Genomic DNA, 17,131 nt, shown 5'->3' on the forward strand with positions numbered 1-17,131 from the left:
ATGTCTCAAGTTGCCTATCAGGTGATGTGGAACCGCCTGATCTCGGTCGTTGAAGAACAGGCGCAGGCCCTTGTTCGCACCGCCTTTTCCACGTCGGTCCGCGAAGCTGGCGATCTGTCTGCCGGTGTCTATAACGCAGACGGGCAAATGCTGGCCCAAGCCGTTACCGGCACGCCGGGTCACGTCAACGCCATGGCTGATGCCGTCGGTCATTTCATCCGCCGTATCGGGCACCAGAACATGGTGCAGGGCGATGTCTATATCACCAACGATCCGTGGGAAGGCACCGGCCACAAGCATGACATCACCGTTGTCACCCCGTCGTTCCACAACGGTCAGCTGATCGGGTTTTTCGCCTGTACGGCGCATGTCACCGATGTCGGCGGGCGCGGATTTGGTGCGGATGCCAATGATGTGCATGAAGAGGGGCTTTATATCCCGATCATGAAATTCGCTGCGGCGGGTGAGGTTGATCAGACGCTTCTGGCCATCATTCGCGGCAACGTGCGCGAACCAGATCAGCTTGTCGGCGACATCTATGCGCTGGCCACCTGTAACGAGATCGGCCACCGCCGCCTGATCGAGATGATCGAAGAATTCGATCTGCCCGATCTTACCGGCATTTCAGACTTCATCCTGACCAATTCGCGCAAAGCCACGCTGGACAAGATCAACGCGCTGACACCCGGCACTGCGCAAGGTCACATGCGCATCGATGGCTATTCGAACCCGATTGATTTGCACGTTCGGGTCACCATCGAAAAAGACCGCATCATCAGCGATTGGGCGGGTACCAGCGGGCTGGACAAGAAAGGCATCAACGTGCCGTTGGTCTACACCAAGGCCTATGCCTGTTACGCTCTGAAATGCGCCATCGCGCCCGAGATCCCCAACAATGCCGCCTCGCTTGCGCCGTTCGAAATCACGGCGCCCAAGGATAGCATCGTTAACGCGGTTCACCCTGCACCGGTCGCGCTGCGCCACATCATCGGGCACATGGTGCCCGACACGGTCTATGACGCTCTTGATAAACTGCTGCCCGGCGTCGTTCCCGCCGAAGGGGCCGGATGCCTGTGCAACTTCCAGGTCTCTCTGCGCCCGCGCACCGACGCGCCTGCGCCGAGTGATGCTGTCCGGGCCGAGGTGCTGACCTTCAACTCGGGCGGATCGGGGGCGCGCCCAACTCTGGACGGGATGAGCGCTACGGCATTTCCATCCGGCGTTATGACGATGCCCGTCGAGGCCACCGAACAGGTTGGCCCGGTGATCATCTGGCGCAAAGAACTGCGCCCGGACAGCGGTGGAGCAGGCCAATATCGCGGCGGTCTGGGTCAGTTCATGGAGGTCGGTGCGCGTGAGGGCCACGAATTCGACATTCAGGCCATGTTCGATCGCGTCGATCACCCCGCACTGGGCCGAAGGGGCGGTCAACCGGGCGCGGCGACGATCATCGCCCGCGACGACGGCACCCCCATGCAGGGCAAGGGCAAGCAGTTCGTGCCGCACGGAACCCGGGTCTGCATGGCCTTCCCCGGTGGGGCAGGTTACGGCGCGCCGGCCGATCGCGACATGGACCTCGTGAAACGCGATCTTGCGCTGGGCTACATCACGCCGGATACGGCAAAACAACATTATGGGTTGAACCAGGTCGACATCGACGCGGTTCTGACCCGCGCCAAACAAGGGGAGGCCGTCTGATGGCTGCCAGCGGATATGCAACAACACCGACAAAGTCATCCTATGACGTGATCATCATCGGCGGGGCCATTATGGGCTCGTCGACCGCATGGTTCCTGTCGGACAACCCCGATTTCACCGGATCGGTTCTGGTGGTCGAGCGCGACGCGTCCTATGAAAACAGTTCGACCGCGCACACGAATTCCTGCATGCGCCAGCAGTTTTCAACCGAACTGAATGTGCGGATATCGCAATTTGCCGCCGATTTCGTGAAGAACCTGCGCGGCTACATGGGTGGCGACGAACGCGTTCCAGAACTGGACATCCAGAATTATGGGTATCTCTATCTGGCCGACAATAACAGCTTTGCCGACGTCTTGCGCGACAATCAGAAGGTCCAGTTGGCTGCTGGGGCCGAAACCCGGCTGCTGACACCCGACCAGATCGCTGCCGATTACCCGTTCTACAACATCGAAGACATCGTTCTGGGCTCGATCAACACCAAGGACGAAGGATATTGGGACGGCGGAGCCGTCTTTGACTGGTTCCGTCGCTCGGCCCGCGAACGGGGCGTCGAATACGTGTCGAACGAAGTTGTCGCGATGACCAAAAACGCGGATGGCACCCGGGTGCAAAGCGTGACCCTGAAATCGGGCGAGGTCGTGTCCTGCGGCCAGATCGTCAACGCCTCTGGCCCCCGCGCCGCGCGTACGGCAAAAATGGCCGGTATCGATGTGCCGGTTGAACCGCGCAAACGGTTCACATGGATCTTTTCCGCCGAACAGCCGCTGGATCGCGATTTGCCACTGACCATTGACCCGTCCGGGGTGCATTTCCGTCAGGACGGGCCAAAAACCTATCTGGCTGGCTGCCCCGCGAACCCTGATCCGGCTGTCGATTTCGACGATTTCAACATGGATCACGGCATCTGGCAGGACCATGTCTGGCCGATCATCGCCACGCGCATCCCGCAATTCGAGGCGATCAAGGTCGTCAACGAATGGGCCGGTCATTACGCGTTCAACACCTTTGATCAGAACGCGATCCTCGGCCCGCATCACGAGGTCGAGAATTTCATCTTCCAGAACGGGTTTTCGGGCCACGGGCTGCAGCAATCGCCAGCCATGGGGCGCGGTATTGCTGAATGGCTGACCTATGGCGAATACCGCAGTCTTGATTTGTCGCTGTTTGCCTATGAGCGGATCGTGAAAGGGCAACCCATCATCGAAAAGGCCGTCATATGAACCTGCCCGACAACCCGTTCCTTGCCGCGATCCGCGCAGGTCAGCCCCAGATCGGCCTGTGGGTGACCCTGTCCGACCCCTTCGCCGCCGAGGCCGTGGCCAGTGCAGGCTATGACTGGGTGCTGATCGATATGGAGCATTCGCCCAACGATCTGAAGTCTGTCATGGCCCAGCTTCAGGTGTTTGCGGCCCATTCCACAACACCCATCGTGCGGCCCGACTGGAACGACCCGGTCAAGGTCAAACGCCTGTTGGATATCGGCGCGCCGGGCCTGTTGTTCCCGATGGTACAATCCGTGGCTGAGGCGCAGGCAGCCGTCGCGGCGACCCGGTATCCGCCGCGCGGTATCCGGGGTGTCGCGGGCACCACCCGTGCCAATGCCTTTGGTCGCATTCAGAACTATTTCACCCGCATCGAAGACGAAATCGCCGTTTTGATCCAGGCCGAAACCCTGTCCGCTGTGGCGCAGGTTGAGGACATGGCCGACACCGATGGGGTCGACGGCGTGTTCTTCGGCCCCGCTGATATCGCTGCCGACATGGGGTTTCTTGGCCAGCCCATGCACGAAGACGTCTGGGCCAAAATCCTTCCGGCGGCACACAGGCTGATCGCCAAGGGCATTCCTGTTGGCACGCTGGTCATGGACCCGGCCTTTGCCAAACGCCTGCTGGGCGAAGGGTTCACCTTTGTCGCCTGTGGATCTGATGCCGGCCTGCTGGCGCGCGGCAGCGATGCGCTGCTCGCCAAGATGAGGGCGGGCTGAATGCCCGTCTACACCGCGTCCCAGCTGTCAAAGGTACAGCCCTCGGCCTCGGCTGCGATCAGTCAAAAGGCCAGGGCCATGCGCGCAGCGGGCGAGGACGTGATCGACCTTGGGCTGGGCGAACCCGACTTTGACACGCCGCCCCATATCGTCGAGGCCGCGCACCGCGCTGCGCAAGGCGGTCAGACCCGCTATCCGCCCACGTCCGGAACCTCGGCCCTGAAACAAGCCATTCAGGCCAAGTTTCAGCATGATAACGGTCTGATCTTTGCCGCAGACCAAATCATCGTGTCGAACGGCGCCAAACAGGTCATCTTCGACGCCCTGATGGCGACCTTGGAGCCGGGGGACGAGGTTATCCTCGCCGCGCCCTATTTTGACAGCTACCGCAATATCATCAGCCTTTTGGGGGGCGTGCGCCGGGTCGTCCAGACCCACCCCGACGACCAGTTTCTGCTGCGCCCCGAGGATCTGGAGGCCGCGATCACCGATAAAACCCGCTGGCTGATCCTGAACGCGCCTTCGAACCCGGCGGGCGCAAGTTATTCGCACGCGGATTTACAGGCTTTGGGGCAGGTTCTGGCCCGTCACCCGCAGGTGCTGATCCTGTCGGACGAGATCTATGAACATATCCTGTTCGACGGGCATACCCATGTTGCATTCGCCGCCGCGTGCCCGGATCTGGCCGACCGCATTCTCACGGTGAACGGTGTCTCCAAGGCTTACGCCATGACCGGTTGGCGCATCGGGTATGGTGCGGGGCCCAAGGGCCTGATCGACGCCATGACAACCGTGCAATCGCAGATCTCGTCTGGCGCCTGTTCCGTCGCACAGGCCGCCGCGACCGAGGCGCTGACCGGCCCGCAGGATTGCGTGATGACCTTTCGAACCGCCTTTGAACGCCGCCGGAACCTTGTCGTTGACGCGATTGCCACCACTCCGGGCCTGAGCCTGATCCGCCCCAAAGGCGCGTTCTATGCGCTGATCGACTGCAGTGATCTGATCGGCCCGGCAAGCGGGCTGCAAAACGATGTTCAGGTCGTTGAGCACCTTCTGACCCACGCCAAAATCGCCGCCGTTCCGGGCAGCGTTTACGACATGCCGGGACATTTTCGCATCTCGACAGCCTGCGCTGACGACACCCTGACAACCGCAATGAACCGGATCGCCACGGCATCCGAAACCGCCCTCAATGGAAAGGCCACAAATTGAAAAAGCTTGTCCTGACCGGAGCCGCCGGACGGCTTGGCTCTTACCTTCGCGAACCACTTTCAAAGCTTGCCGATGAACTGGTGTCCTCTGATATCGCAGATGATATCGGTACCCTGTATCCCGGCGAGCGCTATCAGAAGGCCGATTTGGCCAAGTATGATGACATTCACGCCCTGCTGGACGGGGCCGACATGGTTGTCCATTTCGGGGCCATCGGCGACGAAGCCCCGTTCGAAACCATCCTCGGCCCCAACATAGTCGGCGCTTACAACGTGTGGGAGGCCGCCTATCAGCACAAGCTGCGCCGCGTGGTCTATGCCAGTTCGATCCACGCCGTGGGCATGCATCCCAGACAGGATTTCATCGGGACTGATGCCCGCCATCGCCCCGATACGTTCTATGGTCTCGCCAAGTGTTTTGCCGAAGATCTGGGCAGTCTTTACTGGGACAAGCGCGGATTGGAATCCGTGTGCCTGCGTATTCTGTCAGCGGCACAGGTCACCAGCACCCGCGCGCTGGGCACATGGCTGAGCTATGAGGACCTGATCCAGCTTGTCATCCGCGGCATCGATACGCCGACCACCGGCTTCAGCGTGGTGTACGGCGTGTCGAACAACGACCGGACCCCGGTGGATAACAGCAAGGCCAGCTTTCTGGGCTATCGTCCCAAGGACAACGCCGAACAGTTTGCCGAAACAATCCTGTCCGAGGCAGATCCTGCCGATGTCAGTGACCCGGCCCAGATGTGCCACGGCGGGCCTTTTGCCTCGATCGAGCTTGGCAACAGCGGACTGGCGACGATGGATATCGTCGACGACACGAAACAGACGTAATCAACGGCGCGCCCGGGCAGTTTGGCACCCCGGGCGCACTAACCTTATAGCTCCAGAACCAACGGGCAATGGTCAGACACTTCTGGGTCCCGGATCACCTGAAAGTCGCGGACGGAGTCCTCTTGGTTGACCAACATGTAATCCGCGAACTTGCCCGGTTTGTGGTAATGCGCCGTACGTGTGCTGGTGAAGCCGCGGCCGGTCACCAGATCCGTAAAGCCCGCCTGCCCAAGAACCTTCAGCGTCTCGCTCTGCGGCTCAACATTGAAATCTCCACAGATCACCGACACGTCGCCGGGTTGCGAGATCTGTCTGGACAGATCCAGCAACCGAAGCGCCTGTGCGGTACGCTCGGGCGTGCCCATCTTGCCCTTCAGATCACGCAGCCCATGCATATGGGTGATGCTGACAGGTCGATCAGCGGCATAGTCATATATCCGCACCCCATGCGCACTGCGTGAGCGGGGATGATCGCCATACCCCAGCGGCGAAAACCCTTTGTGCACAAAGCCCTGAACCTGCCCGATGACGGGAAAGGATTTGTGCACGAACGTCGCCAGCCCCCATTGCGATGGAACCTGTTCTTCCCCATCCCACAACACGCCCTGCGCTGCCGGGCAAAAGGTGGCGACGTGATCCGGCAGCGCCGTGCAGACGTCACGGAAGAAATTCGCCCGTTGCGGCAGGATGTGATCGCCATCGCGATAGGTCAGCCAGTCTTTTTCGGTCGCCGGGCTGTGCACGACTTCCTGCAGGCATAAAACATCGGGGGTGGACGCAGACAGGTAAGGCAACAAAGCCGAATGCAGCTTTCCACCCCAACCGTTCAAACACATGATCTGCATTTGTGACCTTTGCTTGATTTACGTTCGCGTATCTTAAGCCATAGTGCCATAACCCCTCAGCTTTTCCACCGAAATGCTGCCGCAAGATATGTTAGTCTTCCCTGCGACCCGCGCAGGGACCAAGTTGGACCAAATCATGAAACGCTATAAAATCGCCTCTATCCCCGCAGACGGTATCGGACCCGAAGTCATCGCCGCCGGACTGCAGGCGCTGAACGCTCTTGCCGTGCGCGATGGCGGGTTCGAACTGGATGTCACCGATTTCGATTGGGGGTCTGATCGATACAAGCGGACCGGGGCGCTGATGCCCGATGACGGCATCGAACAGCTGAAGGCTTTTGATGCGATCTTTTTCGGGGCGGTCGGCGCGCCGGATGTGCCTGACCACGTGTCGCTTTGGGGGCTTCGCCTGCCGATCTGCCAGGGCTTTGATCAATACGCCAACGTCCGCCCCACCAGGATCCTGCCGGGGATCAAGGCGCCTTTGGCCGATGTTGGCCCGGGCGATCTGGATTGGGTGATCGTGCGCGAAAACTCGGAAGGGGAATATGCTGGCATGGGGGGGCGCGCCCATCGCGGCCTGCCCGAAGAGGTCGGGACCGAAGTCGCGATTTTCACCCGCACCGGCGTCACACGCATCATGCGCTATGCGTTCAAGCTGGCCCAGCTGCGTCCCCGCAAGTTTCTGACCGTGGTGACCAAATCGAACGCGCAGCGCCACGGCATGGTCATGTGGGATGAGATCGCGGATGAGGTCTCACACGAATTCCCGAATGTGACATGGGACAAGATGCTGGTTGATGCGATGACCGCGCGGATGGTCAAAGACCCGCAAAGCCTGGACACCATCGTGGCCACCAACCTGCATGCCGATATCCTGTCGGATCTTGCCGGTGCGCTGGCAGGCAGCCTTGGGGTTGCACCCACCGCCAATATCGACCCCGGGCGACGGTTTCCGTCAATGTTCGAACCGATCCACGGCTCGGCCTTTGATATCGCCGGACAAGGCATCGCCAACCCGGTGGCAACCTTCTGGACGGCCGCGCAAATGTTGGAACATATTGGCGAAGGCGACGCCGCCGCGCGATTGATGCTGGCGGTCGAAAAAACTTGCGAAGCCAGAGTCATGACGCCCGATATCGGCGGCACGGCCAGCACGCAGGAGGTGACGGATGCTGTGTGCGAGATGATCCGAAGCTCGAACATCTTGTGACGTCAGTCTGGGTTTCAGACCCAGGCCCAGGCCGCACCTGCTTTGCGCCGGTCTCTGAACTCAGCGATCTGATCCGCCCTGTCGCGGGTCAGATCAATGTCATCCCACCCGTTCATCAGCTTGGTGCGCCAGACCGGGTCCAGATCGAACTTGATCCTCAAGTCGCCGGTCACGATCTCAAGCCGCTCAAGGTCGATGCAGGCGCTGTGATCGACCTCTTTCATCAGCGCTTCGGCCTCTGCTTCTGACACCTTGGCGGGCAACAGCCCATTGTTCACCGCATTGGACGCAAAGATATCGCCGAAACTTGGTGCGATAACGGCCCGGAACCCGGAATCCACCAGCGCATAAACGGCAGCTTCTCGCGACGATCCGCAGCCGAAATTGCGGCGTGCGATCAGGATGGATGCATCGGGTACGGCAGCCAGCGCAAAGTCGGGGCGCAGGGAGCCGTCCGCATCGCGAGCCATGTCATGCAGCAGAAACCGACCGTACCCTTGGCTGCGTGGCGTCGACATGAACCGCGCCGGGATCAGCTGATCCGTGTCGATATTCTCGATCGGCAGGGCGACCATGCGGCCCTCATGTGAAGTCCAGCCCGGCATCAGATCCTTCCTGCCAGCAAAGGCCGCGCATCGGTCAGCTTGCCGGTCACGGCGGCTGCCGCAACCATCACGGGCGACATCAGATGGGTTCGCGACCCTGGGCCCTGTCGGCCCCTAAAATTGCGATTGGTGGTTGATGCGCAGCGTTTTCCCGGGGCAACCAGATCGCCGTTCATGCCGACACACATCGAACACCCCGACGCCACCCAGTCCAGCCCGGCATCGCGAAAGATCTGGTCAAGCCCTTCGGCCTCGGCCTGCACCCGGATCGGGGTGGATCCCGGCGATACCATCCCGGGCACCTGCGCCCGACGCCCCTTCATTACAGCCGCCGCAGCGCGCAGATCTTCGATCCGCGCATTGGTGCAGGATCCGATAAACACCTGATCGACCGGAATGCCGATCAAAGGGCGGCCCGCTGACAACCCCATATACTCCAACGCCGCGCGGGCCATGTCGGCCTGCGACTCTCCCAACCGCGCGGGATCGGGCAGAACTGCCCCGATGGGCAGAGCCTGTTCCGGGCTGGTGCCCCATGTCACGATGGGTTCGATCTCGGAAGCATCGAATGATGTTTCGCGGTCGAACGCAGCATCGTTGTCGGTGACAAGCTGCGCCCAATCACCCAGTGCGGCGTCCCACGCGGCTCCTGCAGGCGCAAACGGGCGGCCACGGACATAGTCGAACGTCACCTGATCCGGCGCCACCATGCCCAGCCGTGCACCGCCTTCGATCGATAGATTGCACAGGGTCATCCGCCCTTCCATTGACAGATCGCGGATCGCTTGCCCGGCATATTCCACCGCATGGCCCCGTGCCCCGTCCGTACCCAGCTTGGCAATCCAGTTCAGCGCGATGTCCTTGGCCCCGACGCCCGGTGCAAGCCTGCCGTCCACCGTGATTCGCATCGACTTGGGCCGTTTCTGCCAGATCGTCTGGGTCGCCAGTACATGCGCCACCTCGGTTGCGCCGATCCCGAAGGCCAGAGCGCCGAACGCGCCATGTGTGGAGGTGTGGCTGTCGCCGCAATTGATCAGCAGCCCCGGCAGGGTCAGCCCCTGCTCCGGCCCCAGCACGTGCACGATGCCCTGATAGGGGCTGTTCAGCCCGAAAATCCGGATGTCATGCGCTTTGGCATTCCGCTCAAGCGTGTCGATCATGCCCGCGATCTGCGCGTTCTCGATATGGTCGCGGTCATGTGTGGGGGCGTAATGATCGACGACGGCAATGGTCAGGCTGGGCTCGGCCACCGCCAGCCCGCGCGCGGCGATCTTGGCAAACCCGTGATGCGACCCTTCATGCACCAGGTGCCGGTCGACCCACAAAAGCGACGACCCATCATCGCGGCGCAGGATCTCGTGGGCGGACCACAATTTATCAAGCAAGGTGGTGGGCCGGGGCAAACCAAACGCTCCTAACTGGGGCTTGATGCCCGGTGACGTTCTCGAAACTCTACAGGTGCGCTGTGGCTTGGCAAGGAATTGTGCCAAATCCTGCTGGGCATTTGACATCGCGGGATCTTTCCGTGCGAATGGGCGCATCACGATATGGGGAAAGTGGCACATGCCGGTTGTCGAACTGCATCTGATCGAAGGGTACTCGGGCGAAGACAGGCAACGCCTGTGTGCCGCCATGACCGACGCCGTGCGTCTTGTCGTGCCCGCCCCACCCGAAGCGGTCACCGTGATGATCCACGAAATGGACGCGGCCAGCTATATGCGCGGGCGCACGGCAAAAACACCGGCCCCGGCGCAACCTTCGCCGTCGCAAGTCGTGCAGGATTATCTGGCGGCGATGGAGGCGCGCGACCTGGATCGCGCCAAGGGGTACCTGGGCGACGGGTTTCAGATGATCTTTCCCGGAACCGATCCGATGACAACGCTGGAAGAACTGATTGCCTGGTCCAAGCCGCGCTATGCCTTCGTGAAGAAAACCTATGAGGGCTATGACGAAATGCAAAGCGCGGGCGCGGCGGCGTTTGTTTATTGTCGCGGCACGCTGTTTGGCGAATGGCCCGATGGCACACTGTTCGACGGCATTCGGTTCATTGATCGGTTCGAAGTCACGGGCGGCAAAATCACACGGCAGGACGTCTGGAACGACATCGCCGAAGTGCAGGCGCAATCATGAGCCGCGATATCGATCCGATCACGCTGGCCGTTCTTGCCGGGCGGATGGAGCAGATCGCGGATGAAATGGACGCAACCCTGTTTCGCGCCGCCTTCAACCCGATCATCGCCGAAGCGCACGATGCCAGCCACGGACTGTATCATGCCGCATCAGGCGATACGCTGGTGCAGGGTAAAAGCGGGTTGCCGATTTTCGTCGGCGTGATGTCTTTCGCCGTTAAGGCCGTGATCGACAAGGCAGCGGCCGATGGCGATCTGGCCGATGGTGACATCTATATTTTCAATGACGCGCATATCGGCGGCACACATCTTAGCGATATGCGCCTTGTGCGGCCCTATTTCTATAAGGGTGAGTTGTTCTGCTATCTCGCTTCGGTCGGCCATTGGCACGACGTCGGCGGCGCTGTTCCGGGCAACTACAATCCTGCAGCCACAGACGCGTTTCAGGAAGCGTTCGTTCTGCCCCCGGTCAAACTCGCCCGCGCAGGTCAGATCAGTCAGGATATTATCGACATCCTGTTGCGCAACACCCGCTTGCCGCAATCAGCCGAGGGCGACTTGAACGGCCAGCTTGGCGCGTTGGATCTTGGCGTCAAACGTATGGACGAACTGCTGTCCGAATACGGCACAGATACAGTCAGCGCCGCGCTGGACGCGATGGGCAACCGGGCCGAGGCCCTGATGCGCGCCGAACTGACCGCCTTGCCCGACGGACGATGGAGCGCTGAGGACTTCCTTGACAACGACGGTATCAGCGACGCGGCCCTGCCGATCTGCGTGTCCCTCGAGATCAAGGGCGACCGGATGGTGCTGGATTTCGAAGGCACCGCGCCGCGGTGTGCCGGGCCGGTGAACATTGCGCTCCCTACTGCGGTTGCAACGGCGTATGTCGCGATCAAGCATATTTTTCCGTCGCTTCCCGCCAATGCCGGAGTCATGCGCCCGGTTGACGTAAAGGTGCCCGAAGGCTCGCTGTTGTCGGCTGAATTCCCGGCCCCGGTCGGTGGGTATACCGAAACCATCCTGCGAATGATCGACGTGATTTTTTCCGCAGCCTCGCAAGCCGCGCCTGAGCGTGTCGTGGCCAATGCCTATGGTACGATCAATGCGCTGTCGATTGCCGGCAAACGCGCCAACGGGGCACCTTGGGTGATGTTCAGCTTTTATGGCGGCGGCCACGGCGGCTCGGTCGAAAGCGATGGTTTGAACCACGGCAACGCGCCGATTTCAACGGCCACAATTCCACCAATGGAAATTCTGGAAGCGGCTTATCCCGTGATGTTCCGCCAATGGGCGCTGCGCCCCGACAGTGGTGGCGCAGGCGCGCATCGCGGTGGCATGGGGGCGGTTTATGAAATCGAAGTGTTGGAAGAAAACGGGGCCGAGGCGTTCCTGTTTGGCGAACGCGGTCGCTTTGCGCCCCAGGGCGTTGCCGGTGGCGGAACCGGCGCGATGAACGTGTTTTCTTATGAACAGGACAACGGCTGGCTGAACCCGCCGCTGATCTCAAAAATGCGCGGTATCAAGCTGCGTCAGGGGCAAGCGGTGCGATTGGAAACCCCTGGTGGTGGGGGCTATGGGGTGGCGTCTGATCGCGACCCGGCCGCCATCGCGCGCGATGTGGCGCGGGGGTTGGTCAGCCCGGATCGGGCGGACACTCTGTATGGCCCTGCATGGCAGGAGGTCGATCAATGAGCGGTCGCATGATCGGCGTCGATGTTGGCGGAACCTTTACCGATATCTTCGTGCTGAACGAAGACGACGGCACCGCCAGCGTCGGCAAAGTGCCCACAACCCGCCCCGACCAGTCAGGTGGGTTTCTGGCCGGGATGGCCGCGCAGGTGGATGATCTGTCCCAGCTTTCGGTCGTGGTCCACGGCACCACGGCGGGGACAAACGCCCTGCTGGAACGCAAAGGCGCCAAGGCGGGTGTCATCACCACGCAAGGGTTGCGTGACGTTCTGGAAATGCGCCGCCGCGACCGCCCCCGCACATGGGGCCTGCGCGGCGATTTTGAACCGGTGGTTCCGCGTGAGTTGCGACTTGAAGTGCCCGAGCGCACGCTGGCCGATGGATCGATCCGTACTGCCGTCGATCTGCAGGCGGTGCGCGATGCAGCGCACGCCTTGCTGGAACAGGGCTGCGAGGCCGTGTCGATCCTGTTTGCCAACGCCTACGCCAACCCGGAAAATGAGGCTGCCGCCGTCGAAACGGTTCGCGCCTTCTGGCCCAACCCGCATGTTTCAGCCAGCCATGAAATCCTGCCCGAAATTCGTGAATTCGAACGGTTTTCGACCACGGCTCTCAACGCCTATCTGCAACCAGAGATCTCAGGTTATCTGGACCGGTTGCAAGCCGCGTTGCAATCGGGCGGCTTTGATGGCGAATTCATGATCGTGCAGTCCAATGGCGGCGTGATGGCGGTCGATACGGCATGCCGTTTTCCGGTTCGCACCGCTTTGTCCGGCCCCGCCGCTGGCGTGATCGCTGCCGGGTACATCGCACAAACCGCCGGTTTCCCGGATGTGATCACCGGCGACATGGGCGGAACCAGCTTTGATGTCTCGTTGATCTCGGGCGGAAAAACCGTGCTCAGCCCGGAGACTTCGATAGATTTCGGCATGGTCGTGCGCACCCCGATGATCGAGATCACGACAATTGGTGCAGGCGGTGGCTCGATCTCGTGGGTCGACAAGGGCGGGCTGCTGAACATCGGCCCGGAAAGTGCGGGATCCGACCCGGGGCCAGTGGCCTATGGTCTGGGCAATGACCGACCCACGGTCACCGACGCAAATGTCGTGTTGGGCCGGATCGACCCCGACAGCCCCATCGGCGGAAAGCTGAAACGGCTGGACGTCGAGGCCGCGCGTATCGCCATTGACACCCATGTCGGCCAGCCCCTTGACCTTGATACCGAACAGGCCGCCGAGGCGATCCTGCGGGTCGCCAATTCGCGCATGGCCGGGGCGATCCGGCTGGTCAGTATCGAACGCGGATTTGACCCCAAACAGTTTGCCTTTATGCCATTTGGTGGCGGCGGAGCCTTGCACGCAGGCGCCATGATGGCCGAGGTCGGCATCGCCCGCGCAATTGTCCCGCGCTATCCCGGCGTCACATCGGCCATGGGTTGCGTTATCGCCGATATGCGGCAGGATTTCGTGCAAACCATCAACACGCTGGTCGATCATCTGGACGAAGCCGCTCTGGCCCGGTTCATGCAGGATCACACAGATACCGGCATGGAGATGCTGGATGCCGCCCGTACCCGGTTTCAGGCACGCGAAGTGACGTTTGAACTGGACATGGCCTATGTCGGGCAGACGCACACAGTTCCCGTGCCGCTGACCGTCAGTCTTACTGAAGGCAAGGTTCAGGCCCCGACCCGTGCCGACGTTATAGCGGCGTTCGACACCGCCTATCACGGTATTTATGGGCGGCTCCTGGACAAGGGGATGAGGCGGATCCTGAATCTGCGTTCGGCAGTCACCGGCAAACGGCCGAAGTTCGATCTGTCGACGTTGGCGCCATCAGGAACCGTACGGATTGCCCCCAAAAACGTCCGACCTGTACATTTCGGTAGCGAGTGGCGTGACACGGCGATTTATGACCGTCTTAGCCTGCCGGTTGGAACCGTAATCAAAGGTCCGGCCATTCTGGAACAACTCGACACCACCGTGCTGATCGAACCCGGGTTGTCGGGACGCGTCGATGCATATGGAAACACCATCATCGAACCGGCGGAGGGCGAGGTATGAGCCATTTGGACAAGATTGATCCCCAACGCACAGCCCTTCTGACCATTGATTTGCAGAACGACTTCCTGCACCCCGAAGGCGCTTATGGCCGGGCCGGGCAGGGGGCGGAGGCCATTTCTGCGTTGCCTGCAAGGACCAAACCTTTACGCGATTTACTGCTGGCAAAGGGCGGGACGTATATCTCGGCTCAGTTCACGCTGGTGCCCGGTCGGGGTGGAGAGCCATTGATCGCTTCGCATCTGAAACAGCTGCGCCCTTTCCTTGCGAAAGGAGATTTCGCGCCCGGTGGGTTCGGCCATTCATTGGTCGATGAACTGGCTCCGGCAGATTATGTCATTGAAAAGGTTGCTTATTCCGCATTTTATCAGACCCGGCTGGAATACGTGATGCGCGCTGCGGGTATCGATGTTCTGATTGTCGGCGGCATCGTCACAAATGGCGGCGTTGCCTCAACCCTGCGCGATGCGCATTTGCGCAACATCGAAACGATCATGCTGACCGATGGGTGCGCGGCGTTTCGGGATGACGTGCATGACGCAACGCTGCTGTCGCTGGGCACCGTCACGCATCAGATGAGCTGCGGTGAGGCGCTGAAGATGGTGGAAACCTCATGACTCTGCGCGCCCGTCTGTCCCAACCTGATATCGTCGTTGCCCCCGGCGTCTATGACGGCCTGACTGCGGCAATGGCTGAGGCGGCTGGGTTCGAAGCGCTGTATCTGAGCGGCGCTGCCGTCGCCTATACCCGGCTTGGGCGGCCTGATATCGGCCTGACCACGGCCAGCGAGATGGCAGATACCATGGCGCTGATCGCCGATCGCGTGAACATCCCGGTAATCATCGACGCCGATACAGGCTTCGGCAACGCCCTGAACGCGCAACGCACGATGCGGGCCTATGAAAGGGCCGGGGCCGCCGCTTTGCAGGTTGAGGATCAGACTTTTCCCAAACGCTGCGGGCACTTGAAGGACAAGACCCTGATCCCGTCAGGCGAAATGGCTGGCAAAATCAACGCCATGGCCGAGGCGCGTAAATCGGATGAAACCCTGATCATCGCCCGCACCGACGCCATCGCGGTTGAAGGGTTTCAGGCCGCCCTAGACCGGGCCGGGCAGTATCTTGAGGCCGGGGCGGACGTGCTGTTCATCGAAGCCCCGCAAACCCGCGATGACATGCAGTCGATAACAGACACCTTCGGGGCACGCGTGCCGCTTTTGGCCAACATGGTCGAAGGTGGCATGACCCCGGTCACCGGCGCGGCAGATCTGCAAACCCTTGGCTTTTCCATCGCGATCTTCCCCGGCGGGATCGTCCGGGCCCTTGGCCGAACGATGCAGGATTATTACGCAAGTCTGAAAACCAACGGCTCGACCGCCCCCTTTGCCGACCGGATGTTCGATTTCGACGGGCTGAACAGCGAACTTGGCACGCCCGAAATGCTGGCCAAGGGCAAACGCTTTGAGGATTTCGATGGCTGACGTCCGACCGCCCCCTGCGGATGGCTTTCCGATCTCGGTCGAGACTCTGATCGTGGGCGGGGGGGCCTGTGGGATGGTGGCCGCATTGTCCTCGAAAGAGGCGGGGCAAGAGGTTTTAGTGATCGAGGCCGACGCTGTGGCCAGCGGATCTACCGCTCTCAGCGCCGGTCTGATCCCGGCCGCCGGAACAACGCTGCAAGCGGCTGCCGGGATAGACGATACGCCAGAGATCTTTGCCGCTGACATACATCGAAAAGCCCACGGCGAAAACGACCCGGCGCTGGAATACGCAATGGCCGAAGGTGCGGCACCGGTCATTGACTGGCTGACGACCACACACAATCTGCCGTTCTCGGTCGTTACCGATTTTGACTATCCTGGCCACAGCAAACGTCGCATGCACGGTTTGCCGACACGATCCGGTGCGGAACTGGTGGATGCCTTGCGCGCGGCGTGTGAGCAGCAGGGCGTTGAGATCGTCAGCAACCTTCGGGCCGAAACGCTGTTCGCAGAAGGTCGCCGCGTATCCGGTCTGGCCGCGCGTCGTCCGGATGGGACGGTCGAAACCATCGGATGCGCCAAGCTGATCCTTGCCTGCAACGGCTTTGGTGGCAATCGACAGATGGTTAGCGACCTCATGCCTGATATCCGCGACGCGGTCTGGTTCGGCCATGACGGCAACAAGGGCGAGGCGGTCGATTGGGGCCGCGCGCTGGGCGCAGATCTGAAACATCTGGGCGCCTATCAGGGCCACGGCAATGTCGCCCATCCCCATGGCATCCTGATCACCTGGGCTGTGATCACCGAAGGCGGCGTGCAGGTGAACCTGAACGGCGAACGGTTCTGGGATGAAAGCCAGGGATACTCCGAAGCCGCCCGTGCCGTGCTCGCGCAACCCAATGGCACAGCTTACGCGATTTTTGATGACCGGATCGCTGGCATTGCCCGCCAGTTTGCCGATTTCCAGTTGGCCGAGGCGCAGGGTGCCGTGATCCGCGCCGGGTCTGTTCAGGATCTGGCCACGCAGCTCGATCTGCCAGCCGATGCGCTGGTCGAAACGTTGCAAGCCATTCCGCAGGATGGCCCGGATCAGTTTGGCCGACGGTTTGAGGCGCAACTGAAACCGCCGTACTGCGCTGTGCGCGTGACGGGGGCGTTGTTTCACACCCAAGGGGGGATGCAGACCGACGGGCACGGCCGGGTGTTGCACACCGACGGCCAGCCATTTGACAACCTTTATGCAGGCGGCGGCGCGGCCTGTGGTGTCTCCGGATCGGGCGACAGCGGCTATCTGTCAGGAAACGGGCTGCTGAGTGCGGTTGTTCTTGGCTACAGGGCCGGGCAAGCCACCGATTATTGACGCGCAGGTATTGCCGT

15 protein-coding genes are annotated in these 17,131 nt (G+C 61.2%); 12 read left to right on the forward strand and 3 right to left on the reverse strand.

Going from position 1 to position 17,131, the window contains the following annotated elements; genetic code table 11:
* The 5 genes from FOY56_RS17570 to FOY56_RS17590 are packed head-to-tail and all read left to right on the forward strand — an operon-like array spanning position 1 to position 5,730.
* Positions 1 to 1,698, forward strand: coding sequence for a hydantoinase B/oxoprolinase family protein (locus tag FOY56_RS17570; RefSeq protein ID WP_146347406.1), 1,698 nt, complete (start codon positions 1 to 3; stop codon positions 1,696 to 1,698).
* Positions 1,698 to 2,921 (forward strand): NAD(P)/FAD-dependent oxidoreductase, encoded by a 1,224-nt coding sequence (locus FOY56_RS17575; RefSeq protein WP_146347189.1) that lies wholly within the window; start codon positions 1,698 to 1,700, stop codon positions 2,919 to 2,921. The genes FOY56_RS17570 and FOY56_RS17575 overlap by 1 nt, the downstream gene beginning before the upstream one ends.
* Complete coding sequence (locus FOY56_RS17580) at positions 2,918 to 3,685, forward strand: HpcH/HpaI aldolase family protein (RefSeq protein ID WP_146347190.1); 768 nt, start codon at positions 2,918 to 2,920, stop codon at positions 3,683 to 3,685. The genes FOY56_RS17575 and FOY56_RS17580 overlap by 4 nt, the downstream gene beginning before the upstream one ends.
* Complete coding sequence (locus tag FOY56_RS17585; protein ID WP_146347191.1) at positions 3,686 to 4,897, forward strand: pyridoxal phosphate-dependent aminotransferase; 1,212 nt, start codon at positions 3,686 to 3,688, stop codon at positions 4,895 to 4,897.
* Positions 4,894 to 5,730, forward strand: coding sequence for an NAD-dependent epimerase/dehydratase family protein (locus tag FOY56_RS17590; protein WP_146347192.1), 837 nt, complete (start codon positions 4,894 to 4,896; stop codon positions 5,728 to 5,730). Before FOY56_RS17585 ends, FOY56_RS17590 begins: the two co-directional genes overlap by 4 nt.
* Positions 5,731 to 5,774: 44 nt before the next feature.
* On the opposite strand, the gene FOY56_RS17595 is transcribed toward FOY56_RS17590, so the two are convergent.
* Positions 5,775 to 6,575, reverse strand: a complete 801-nt coding sequence (locus FOY56_RS17595) for an endonuclease/exonuclease/phosphatase family protein (protein WP_146347193.1) — start codon at positions 6,573 to 6,575, stop codon at positions 5,775 to 5,777.
* A gap of 136 nt (positions 6,576 to 6,711) precedes the next feature.
* On the opposite strand from FOY56_RS17595, the gene FOY56_RS17600 reads away from it, so the two are divergent.
* A complete protein-coding gene (locus tag FOY56_RS17600; RefSeq protein ID WP_146347194.1) occupies positions 6,712 to 7,788 on the forward strand; it encodes a tartrate dehydrogenase in 1,077 nt (358 codons plus the stop codon).
* Between the two features lie 14 nt (positions 7,789 to 7,802).
* Here FOY56_RS17600 and leuD read toward each other — a convergent pair whose 3' ends face one another.
* Together leuD and leuC are read right to left on the reverse strand one after the other, a co-directional pair.
* Complete coding sequence (leuD, locus tag FOY56_RS17605; RefSeq protein WP_146347195.1) at positions 7,803 to 8,393, reverse strand: 3-isopropylmalate dehydratase small subunit; 591 nt, start codon at positions 8,391 to 8,393, stop codon at positions 7,803 to 7,805.
* The gene (gene leuC / locus FOY56_RS17610; protein WP_222435007.1) at positions 8,393 to 9,796 is read right to left on the reverse strand and encodes a 3-isopropylmalate dehydratase large subunit; all 1,404 of its coding nucleotides are present in this window, start codon (positions 9,794 to 9,796) and stop codon (positions 8,393 to 8,395) included. The genes leuD and leuC overlap by 1 nt, the downstream gene beginning before the upstream one ends.
* 160 nt (positions 9,797 to 9,956) lie before the next feature.
* Here leuC and FOY56_RS17615 point away from each other — a divergent pair, with 160 nt between their 5' ends.
* From FOY56_RS17615 to FOY56_RS17640, 6 genes are read left to right on the forward strand one after another with little or no spacing between them, the layout of a single operon-like run.
* Positions 9,957 to 10,523: a tautomerase family protein gene (locus FOY56_RS17615; protein WP_146347197.1), complete on the forward strand. Its 567-nt coding sequence runs from the start codon at positions 9,957 to 9,959 to the stop codon at positions 10,521 to 10,523.
* Entirely contained in the window at positions 10,520 to 12,217 is a 1,698-nt protein-coding gene (locus FOY56_RS17620; protein ID WP_146347198.1) for a hydantoinase B/oxoprolinase family protein, read from the forward strand. Before FOY56_RS17615 ends, FOY56_RS17620 begins: the two co-directional genes overlap by 4 nt.
* The gene (locus FOY56_RS17625) at positions 12,214 to 14,277 is read left to right on the forward strand and encodes a hydantoinase/oxoprolinase family protein (RefSeq protein WP_146347199.1); all 2,064 of its coding nucleotides are present in this window, start codon (positions 12,214 to 12,216) and stop codon (positions 14,275 to 14,277) included. The genes FOY56_RS17620 and FOY56_RS17625 overlap by 4 nt, the downstream gene beginning before the upstream one ends.
* Entirely contained in the window at positions 14,274 to 14,891 is a 618-nt protein-coding gene (locus tag FOY56_RS17630) for a cysteine hydrolase family protein (RefSeq protein WP_186766375.1), read from the forward strand. The genes FOY56_RS17625 and FOY56_RS17630 overlap by 4 nt, the downstream gene beginning before the upstream one ends.
* Complete coding sequence (locus tag FOY56_RS17635; protein WP_146347200.1) at positions 14,888 to 15,754, forward strand: isocitrate lyase/PEP mutase family protein; 867 nt, start codon at positions 14,888 to 14,890, stop codon at positions 15,752 to 15,754. The genes FOY56_RS17630 and FOY56_RS17635 overlap by 4 nt, the downstream gene beginning before the upstream one ends.
* Positions 15,747 to 17,114 (forward strand): FAD-dependent oxidoreductase, encoded by a 1,368-nt coding sequence (locus FOY56_RS17640; protein ID WP_186766376.1) that lies wholly within the window; start codon positions 15,747 to 15,749, stop codon positions 17,112 to 17,114. Before FOY56_RS17635 ends, FOY56_RS17640 begins: the two co-directional genes overlap by 8 nt.
* Positions 17,115 to 17,131: the final 17 nt, after the last annotated feature.

The organism is Falsiphaeobacter marinintestinus, from assembly GCF_007923355.1.
In the GTDB taxonomy this organism is placed as follows: domain Bacteria; phylum Pseudomonadota; class Alphaproteobacteria; order Rhodobacterales; family Rhodobacteraceae; genus Phaeobacter_A; species Phaeobacter_A marinintestinus.